Origin of the sequence: Pseudomonas sp. PS01299, assembly GCF_029960145.1 — a bacterium.
Classification (GTDB): Bacteria; Pseudomonadota; Gammaproteobacteria; order Pseudomonadales; family Pseudomonadaceae; genus Aquipseudomonas; species Aquipseudomonas putida_A.
The window spans coordinates 24,665-32,777 of the sequence record NZ_JASCPO010000052.1 but is presented as its reverse complement, the minus strand read 5'-3'; the positions used below and the strand labels follow the sequence as shown (position 1 = coordinate 32,777).

Below are 8,113 nucleotides of genomic sequence, written 5' to 3'. Positions count from 1 at the left end.
GGCGGTGGCTCTGCCCATAAAGATGCGTGGGATGTACCGGCCTCTTCGCGAGCAAGCCCGCTCCCACAGGGTTCTGCGAATTCTTTCAGGAAATCACCATGAGCTTTATCACCGACATCAAAACCTTCGCCGCCCTCGGCAGCGGTGTCATCGGCAGCGGCTGGGTCGCGCGTGCCCTCGCCCATGGACTCGACGTGGTGGCGTGGGACCCGGCGCCCGGCGCTGAAGCTGCGCTGCGCAAACGCGTGGCCAATGCCTGGGGTGCGCTGGAGAAAAACGGTCTGGCGCCCGGTGCTTCGCAGGATCGTCTGCGTTTTGTCGCGACCATCGAAGAATGCGTGCGCGATGCCGATTTCATTCAGGAAAGCGCCCCGGAACGCCTCGAGCTGAAACTCGATCTGCACAGCAAAATCAGCGCAGCGGCCAAGCCCAATGCGTTGATTGGATCGAGCACTTCCGGCCTGTTGCCGAGCGAGTTCTACGAGAGCTCGACCCACCCTGAACGCTGCGTGGTCGGGCACCCGTTCAACCCGGTTTACCTGTTGCCGCTGGTGGAAGTGGTCGGTGGCAAGAACACCGCACCGGAAGCTATACAAGCGGCAATGAAAGTCTACGAATCACTCGGCATGCGTCCGCTGCATGTGCGCAAGGAAGTACCGGGATTCATCGCTGACCGTCTGCTCGAAGCGCTGTGGCGTGAGGCGCTGCACCTGGTCAACGACGGCGTGGCGACGACTGGCGAGATCGACGACGCGATCCGTTTTGGCGCCGGGTTGCGCTGGTCATTCATGGGCACTTTCCTGACCTACACCCTCGCCGGTGGCGATGCCGGAATGCGTCACTTCATGTCGCAGTTCGGCCCGGCGTTGCAGTTGCCGTGGACCTATCTGCCGGCACCGGAACTGACCGACAAGCTGATCGACGATGTGGTCGATGGCACCAGCGACCAGCTCGGCCGCCACAGCATTTCCGCGCTGGAGCGCTATCGTGATGATTGCCTGCTGGCGGTGCTGGAGGCGGTGAGGACCACCAAGGAGAAGCACGGAATGAGTTTCAGCGAGTAATCCTTGCTCAGCAGTTCCGGCCCCTTCGCGAGCAAGCCCGCTCCCACAGGTGAGCGCATTCCAATGTGGGAGCGGGCTTGCTCGCGAAGACGGCAGCCCAGTCACTATTAATGTTGGATCTGACATCATGCCCACTCTCACCACCTACCAAACCACCATCATCCCCGACTGGGTCGACTACAACGGCCATCTGCGCGACGCCTTCTACCTGCTGATTTTCAGCTACGCCACCGACGCGCTGATGGACCGTCTCGGCATGGACAGCAACAACCGCGAAGCCAGCGGCCACTCGCTGTTTACCCTTGAACTGCACCTGAATTACCTGCACGAAGTGAAGCTCGACGCCGAGGTCGAGGTGCGCACGCAGATCATCGGTCACGACAGCAAACGCCTGCACCTCTATCACAGCCTGCACCTGGCCGGCGACGACAAGGAACTGGCCGGTAACGAGCAGATGCTGTTGCACGTCGATCTCGCCGGCCCACGTTCCGCGCCGTTCACCCCGGACACCTTGGGCCGCCTGCAAGCCATCGCCGCCGAGCAAGTCGATCTGCCCGCCCCGGCTTACATCGGTCGGGTCATCGCCCTGCCACCCGCCCGTTAATCCCTCCCACGCAAGGAGCCGCCATGCACACCGCTGCCGCTGTTGCCGATTTCCGTACTTATCCGTTGATCAGCGCGCTGAGCGGCGTGCAGAACCTGACGGATCGCGTGTCGATTGCCTGGGCCGATGGCCGCGTCAGCCCGTTCCACCATGCCTGGCTGCGGGACAACTGTCCGTGCCCGCAATGCGTCTACAACGTCACCCGTGAACAGGTATTCGAGATCGTCGATGCTGCGCCGGATCTCGTCCCCGCCAACGCGCACATCGACAGCGACGGCTGTCTGCAGATCGATTGGCAGGATGGCCATCGCAGTCGCTTCGATCCGGGCTGGCTGCGCGCGCACGCCTATGACGACGAGTCCCGCGCCGAACGTCTGGCCGCCAAACCCAAGGCTTACCTGTGGCGCAGCGATTTGCAGCTACCGGTATTCGAATATTCAGCGCTGATGAACGACAACGGCGCGCTGCTGCAATGGCTGATCGCGGTGCGCGACATCGGCCTGACGCAAGTACGCGGCGTGCCCACCGAGCCGGGTTCGCTGAAGCTGATCGCGCAGCGCATTTCGTTCATCCGCGAGAGCAACTTCGGCGTGCTGTTCAACGTGCAGTCCAAGGCCGATGCCGACAGCAACGCCTACACCGCTTTCAACCTGCCGTTGCACACCGACTTGCCGACTCGCGAACTGCAACCGGGTCTGCAATTTCTGCATTGCCTGGTGAATGATGCCGAGGGTGGCGAGAGTATTTTTGTCGACGGTTTTGCGATTGCCGACGCGTTGCGTCAGGAAGCACCGGAGCTGTTTCAGGCGCTGTGCGAAATCCCCGTGGAATTCCGCAACAAGGATCGCCACAGCGACTATCGCTGCCTGGCGCCGATCATTGCGCTGGATGCGCTGGGCCGGGTTGCGGAGGTGCGCATGGCGAACTTTCTGCGCGGTGCATTCGATACATCGGTGGAGCAGATGCCGCTGCTGTACCGGGCCTATCGGCGCTTGATTGCGATGACCCGCGAGCCACGATTTCGGCTGATGCAGCGACTCAATCCGGGGGAGCTGTGGTGCTTCGATAACCGCCGCACGCTGCATGCGCGCAATGCGTTTGACCCGGCCACCGGGGCGCGGCATTTCCAGGGTTGCTACATCGATCGGGATGAGTTGTTGTCGCGGATTCTGGTGTTGCAAAGGTAAACCGCGTCATCGTTCTTCGCGAGCAAGCCCGCTCCCACACTGGAATGCATTTCAAATGTGGGAGCGAGCCTGCTCGCGAAGGCGTCAGCGCCAACCACACCCCTCTCCCGGATTCACAGGCAAAAAAAGCCCCGATACAAGCCGTGACAGGATCGGGGCAGAGGGTACTGTTGAGGAGCTGCCAGTCGAGGGTGACCAAACCGTCGTGTAGCGAGCTGAGGTCAGTGTGCCGACTCCCCTTGGCATTGAGTTAGCCGAAAACGACCTGTTCATAGCCGTCGCGGCCACTGCGATAAATCGCCCTTGCCGTGCCTCCACATGCCCACCAGAATCGAGTCACGACCTCCGTTGCCGAAGAAGGAAGCGCGCCATGATGTATGCCGATTTGATCGATCAGGAAGACTTGTTGGGCCAGCTCAAGGCATTGGGTTTTCAAGTGCCGAGCGGTTCGACCGCCGAGCAGGCCTGTGAGTGTGCGGTGCGTGGTCTGGACAATGTTCGCGCGTTTGAATTGCGCAAGATGGTCAAGGACATGTACACCAGCGGCGCCAGTATCCAGCCTGCGGTGCGCCAGGCGATCGACAAACAGTTGTTGCCGGCGTTGGCGCAATACCAACAGACCCACAGCGCCTGACGAGCAACTGTGGCGAGGGAGCTTGCTCCCGCTGGGCCGCGAAGCGGCCCCAAACCGGCAGATGCTCTATTCCAGATAAATCGCATTCGCAGGTTTAACGAGCGCTTCGCGCCCGAGCGGGAGCAAGCTCCCTCGCCACAAAAACTTTCCGGTCTACAGCCTTACGCTGGCAAACGTCGACTCATTACGCGCCTGACTCAACGCCGACATCGGTCCCGATAGCGGCGACATCACGATCGCCTGCGGCAGCGGCAGCATCGCCACTTGCTGGGTGGTGTTGGAGCCTACGCGTTCGTCACGCGGCGGAATGCCGAAGTATTCGCGGTAGCACTTGGAGAAGTGCGGCGTCGAGACGAACCCACACACCGACGCCACTTCGATGATCGACATCGGCGTTTGCTTGAGCAACTGCCGCGCGCGGATCAGGCGCAGCTTCAAGTAGTAGCGCGACGGCGAGCAGTGCAGGTATTTCTGGAACAGCCGCTCCAGCTGTCGACGCGACACGGCGACGTACACCGCCAGCTCGTCGAGGTCGATCGGCTCTTCCAGATTGGCTTCCATCAGCGCGACGATTTCCTGCAGCTTCGGCTGGTTGGTGCCGAGCATGTGCTTGAGCGGCACGCGCTGGTGATCCTGCTCGTTTCGGATGCGTTCGTAGACGAACATTTCCGAGATCGCGGCGGACAGCTCACGCCCATGATCGCGGCTGATCAGGTGCAGCATCATGTCCAATGGCGCGGTGCCGCCGGAGCTGGTGAAACGGTTACGGTCGAGGGTGAACAGGCGAGTGCTCATCGCCACACGCGGGAAAGCTTCCTGCATCGCCGCCAGACATTCCCAGTGCACGCTGCAATCGAAACCGTCGAGCAGACCGGCACAGGCCAGGGCCCAACTGCCGGTGCAGACGGCGCCGAGACGTTTCGATTGACGGGCCTGGCTTTGCAGCCACGAGACGTGTTCACGGGTCACGGTGCGTTGAATGCCGATCCCGCCGCAGACGATCACGGTGTCCAGGGGCGGGGCTTTGTGCATGGAGGCATCGGGGGTGATTTGCAGACCGTCACTGGCCCACACCTGGCCGCCATCGACGGTCAGGGTGCTCCAGCGATACAGCTCACGACCGGACAATTGGTTGGCCATGCGCAGGGGCTCGACTGCGGAGGCCAGAGAAATCAGCGTGAAATTGTCCAGCAGCAGAAAGCCGATGGATTGAGGCGCACGGTTCTGGGGTTGGGCCCCGGAGTTGAACGACGTCATCGCGGTATCTCCTCACACAAAGCGGGTGATGGCCTCAGGCGGAGGCTCTTGTTATTGCCGGCGTTCTCGCGTGGGAGACGGGCTTTGTTATGACAGAGCAATTGCCATGCCTAAAATTGAATGGCTGTTCAATAACTCCTGAAAACGACGTCGCGACGTGTCTATTCAAGACGTCGGACACACGGTGTTTCGAAGTGCCATCAGCGGCGCCGAGAGCCCTGCCCCGCTGCCTGTGAGCAGATCGGTAGCACTTGTGGGAACGGGCTTGCGCGCAGTTGTTTCAGAGTGTCACCGCAAGCACGGGTGACGGACGGTAGCGGGTGCGAATGGCGCACTGCGAGTGGGAAAAGCTCTTATCTGATTGCGACGCGCTAAAAGGTGGCGCCTGCGGTTATGTGTGTTCCGTTAGCGAGCAGTTTTGACTGGTCTGGCCTCTTCGCGAGCAAGCCCGCTCCCACAATGGATCTACAGTGAACACAGAATTTGTGAACACCCGGTTCCAATGTGGGAGCGAGCTTGCTCGCGAAGAATTCAACTCGGTCTTGCTGACTCAGCACTCAACGGCGCTAACGGCCAAACCACCCCGCGAGGTCTCTTTGTATTTGTCATGCATATCTGCGCCGGTATCGCGCATGGTGCGGATCACCCGGTCCAGCGAGATGAAGTGCTGACCATCACCACGCAGGGCCATCTGCGCCGCGTTGATCGCCTTCACAGCGGCAATTGCGTTGCGCTCGATGCACGGCACCTGCACCAGGCCGCCGACCGGATCGCAGGTCAGGCCAAGGTTGTGTTCCAGGCCGATTTCCGCCGCGTTGCACAGTTGCTCCGGAGTGGCACCGAGGATCTCCGCCAGCCCCGCCGCCGCCATCGCGCAGGCCGAGCCGACCTCGCCCTGGCAGCCGACTTCGGCACCGGAGATCGAGGCGTTCTTCTTGCACAGAATCCCCACCGCCGCCGCGCCCAGGAAGTAGTCGACCACGTTGGCGTCGGTGACCGCTTCGCTGAACTTCATAAAGTAGTGCAACACTGCCGGAATGATCCCCGCCGCGCCATTGGTCGGCGCCGTGACCATGCGCCCACCCGCCGCGTTTTCTTCATTGACCGCGAGGGCAAACAGGTTGACCCACTCCATGGCACTGAGGGTCGAGCCGATCACGTTGGGCTTGTTCAACTCCTGCAGGCTGCGATGCAACTTGGCTGCACGGCGACGCACATTGAGACCGCCGGGAAGGATGCCTTCGTGCTTGAGGCCCTGCTCGACGCAATCCTGCATCGCCCGCCACAGCTTCATCAACCCGGCACGGATTTCTTCTTCGCTGCGCCAGACCTTTTCGTTGGCCATCATCAGCTCGGCGACGCGCAGGTTGTTCTTTTGGCACAGCTGCAGCAGTTCTACTGCGCTGGAAAAGTCATAAGGCAATTCGGTGCGATCCAGATCGACCACACCGCTGGATGCCTGCGCCTGATCCACGACAAAACCGCCACCGACCGAATAGTAAGTGTCGCGATGAATCTCCCCATGATCGCCTTCGGCAACCAGGGTCATGGCGTTGGGATGGAACGGCAGGTTCTCGTCGATCAGGCGCATGTCGCGAGCCCAGACAAACGGCACCGACAGACGACCATCCAATAACAGCGTGTGAGTTTCGCGCAGCGCCTGAATGCGCGGGCCGATCTGCGACGGGTCGATTGCGTCCGGCCACTCGCCCATCAGGCCCATGATCACCGCGTTGTCGCTGCCGTGACCGATGCCGGTAGCCGACAGCGAGCCGAACAGTTGCACTTCTATACGCCGTACCTGCTCCAGCAGGTGCCGGTCGCGCAGCGCTTCGACAAACAGGGCGGCGGCGCGCATCGGGCCGACGGTGTGGGAACTGGACGGGCCGATGCCGATTTTGAACAGGTCGAAAACGCTGATAGCCATTGCTGCAGAGCTCCTGAGGATGCCGTTCCCGGGCGTTAAGCGCCCGCTGGCGGAGCTGCTACGCTCAAGCTGCGATCCGCCGGAATGCCCGCATCATCAGGCTTTTGTCAGGTCGCTCGGCGTCTGACACCGACGCACTCATGCCCACCAGCGCCGTGCCGGTTTCCTCCCGTGTTTTCGCCGTTTTTATGCGGTTCAGATGGCCAAACGGGGCGGAAAAAAGCTGTAAACGACGTCACTGACACTGGATGCGACCATCCCTGTACTGGATACGACCCACCCTGTAGGCGTCAGATTTTCACTGGTACATGATCGTTATGACTCGATTGCAAGGCGGCGTGGTAGAGCTGTCTCCAGAACGCCATCCAACCGCAACCTATAAGTGCGGTGGTCCACAGTCGGAACACTGCCAAAAAAAACACCAAGGAGTCCATCCATGAAAGGTTCCCCGTCGTTGTTGTTGGCCGCCATGCTGAGTCTGCCGTTACTGGCGCAAGCTGCAGAACCGGCGCAGTGCAGTACCGTAAATTTCTCCGATGTCGGCTGGACCGACATCACCGCCACCACCGCCACCACTTCGGTGGTGCTCGACGCCCTCGGCTACAAGACCAAGACCACCATGATCTCCGTGCCCGTGACCTACAAGTCGCTGGCCGACGGCAAGAACATGGATGTGTTCCTCGGTAACTGGATGCCGACCATGGAAAACGACATCAAGGCCTACCGCGATGCCGGCACCGTCGAAGTGGTGCGCACCAACCTCAAGGGTGCCAAGTACACCCTCGCCGTACCGCAAGCCCTGTACGACAAGGGCCTGCATGACTTCGCCGACATCGCCAAATTCAAGAAAGAGCTCGATGGCAAGATTTACGGCATCGAGCCTGGCAACGACGGCAACCGCCTGATCCAGAGCATGATCGACAAGGACGCTTTCGGTTTGAAAACCGCCGGCTTCAAGGTCGTCGAATCGTCCGAAGCGGGCATGCTCTCGCAGGTCGACCGCGCGCAGAAACGCGACACCGCCGTGGTCTTCCTCGGCTGGGCGCCGCACCCGATGAACAAGCGCTTCAAGATTCAATACCTGACCGGCGGCGATGACTTCTTCGGCCCCGATTTCGGTGCTGCCACTGTGGCGACCAACACCCGCAAGGGCTACACCACCGAATGCAGCAACGTCGGTCAGTTGCTGAAGAACCTGGAGTTCACTGTCGACATGGAAAGTACCCTGATGGGCAACATCCTCGACGACAAGATGAAGCCTGAAGCGGCCGCCAAGGCCTGGCTGAAAAAGAACCCTCAGGTGCTCGATACCTGGCTCGCTGGCGTGACCACCATTGACGGTAAACCAGGCCTGGAGGCCGTGAAAGCCAAGCTCGCACAGTAATTGCCTTACGCCGGGCGAGTTCGCTCGCCCGGGCTGTTTATTCCTTGCATGCGGAC

Annotated in this window: 7 protein-coding genes; 5 read left to right on the top strand and 2 right to left on the bottom strand. The window is 61.0% G+C overall.

Annotation, left to right across the window (positions count from 1 at the left end; all coding sequences use genetic code 11):
• Window positions 1-98: 98 nt before the first annotated feature.
• The 4 genes from QMX91_RS12090 (at window position 99) to QMX91_RS12075 (ending at window position 3,489) form a co-directional block, all read left to right on the top strand.
• Window positions 99-1,064, top strand: a complete 966-nt coding sequence (locus tag QMX91_RS12090) for an L-carnitine dehydrogenase (RefSeq protein ID WP_225136604.1) — start codon at window positions 99-101, stop codon at window positions 1,062-1,064.
• A gap of 127 nt (window positions 1,065-1,191) precedes the next feature.
• Complete coding sequence (locus tag QMX91_RS12085; protein WP_135296731.1) at window positions 1,192-1,668, top strand: thioesterase family protein; 477 nt, start codon at window positions 1,192-1,194, stop codon at window positions 1,666-1,668.
• A gap of 23 nt (window positions 1,669-1,691) precedes the next feature.
• Complete coding sequence (locus QMX91_RS12080) at window positions 1,692-2,855, top strand: gamma-butyrobetaine dioxygenase (RefSeq protein ID WP_134787516.1); 1,164 nt, start codon at window positions 1,692-1,694, stop codon at window positions 2,853-2,855.
• 370 nt (window positions 2,856-3,225) lie between these two features.
• Window positions 3,226-3,489 carry a hypothetical protein gene (locus QMX91_RS12075; RefSeq protein ID WP_103304375.1) on the top strand — a complete coding sequence of 88 codons (264 nt, stop codon included), beginning with the start codon at window positions 3,226-3,228 and terminating at the stop codon, window positions 3,487-3,489.
• Window positions 3,490-3,642: 153 nt separating this feature from the next.
• On the opposite strand, the gene QMX91_RS12070 is transcribed toward QMX91_RS12075, so the two are convergent.
• Complete coding sequence (locus QMX91_RS12070; RefSeq protein ID WP_007949927.1) at window positions 3,643-4,746, bottom strand: GlxA family transcriptional regulator; 1,104 nt, start codon at window positions 4,744-4,746, stop codon at window positions 3,643-3,645.
• A gap of 550 nt (window positions 4,747-5,296) precedes the next feature.
• Entirely contained in the window at window positions 5,297-6,673 is a 1,377-nt protein-coding gene (locus QMX91_RS12065) for an L-serine ammonia-lyase (protein WP_007962642.1), read from the bottom strand.
• 436 nt (window positions 6,674-7,109) lie between these two features.
• Here QMX91_RS12065 and QMX91_RS12060 point away from each other — a divergent pair, with 436 nt between their 5' ends.
• Entirely contained in the window at window positions 7,110-8,057 is a 948-nt protein-coding gene (locus QMX91_RS12060; protein WP_027610641.1) for a choline ABC transporter substrate-binding protein, read from the top strand.
• The last annotated feature ends 56 nt before the right edge of the window (window positions 8,058-8,113 follow it).

Bases quoted from the DNA above. Each gene is read 5' to 3' on its own strand.
- QMX91_RS12090 (WP_225136604.1), top strand. From the start codon at position 99: ATGAGCTTTATCACCGACATCAAAACCTTCGCCGCCCTCGGCAGCGGT.
- QMX91_RS12085 (WP_135296731.1), top strand. From the start codon at position 1,192: ATGCCCACTCTCACCACCTACCAAACCACCATCATCCCCGACTGGGTC.
- QMX91_RS12080 (WP_134787516.1), top strand. From the start codon at position 1,692: ATGCACACCGCTGCCGCTGTTGCCGATTTCCGTACTTATCCGTTGATC.
- QMX91_RS12075 (WP_103304375.1), top strand. From the start codon at position 3,226: ATGATGTATGCCGATTTGATCGATCAGGAAGACTTGTTGGGCCAGCTC.
- QMX91_RS12070 (WP_007949927.1), bottom strand. From the start codon at position 4,746: ATGACGTCGTTCAACTCCGGGGCCCAACCCCAGAACCGTGCGCCTCAA.
- QMX91_RS12065 (WP_007962642.1), bottom strand. From the start codon at position 6,673: ATGGCTATCAGCGTTTTCGACCTGTTCAAAATCGGCATCGGCCCGTCC.
- QMX91_RS12060 (WP_027610641.1), top strand. From the start codon at position 7,110: ATGAAAGGTTCCCCGTCGTTGTTGTTGGCCGCCATGCTGAGTCTGCCG.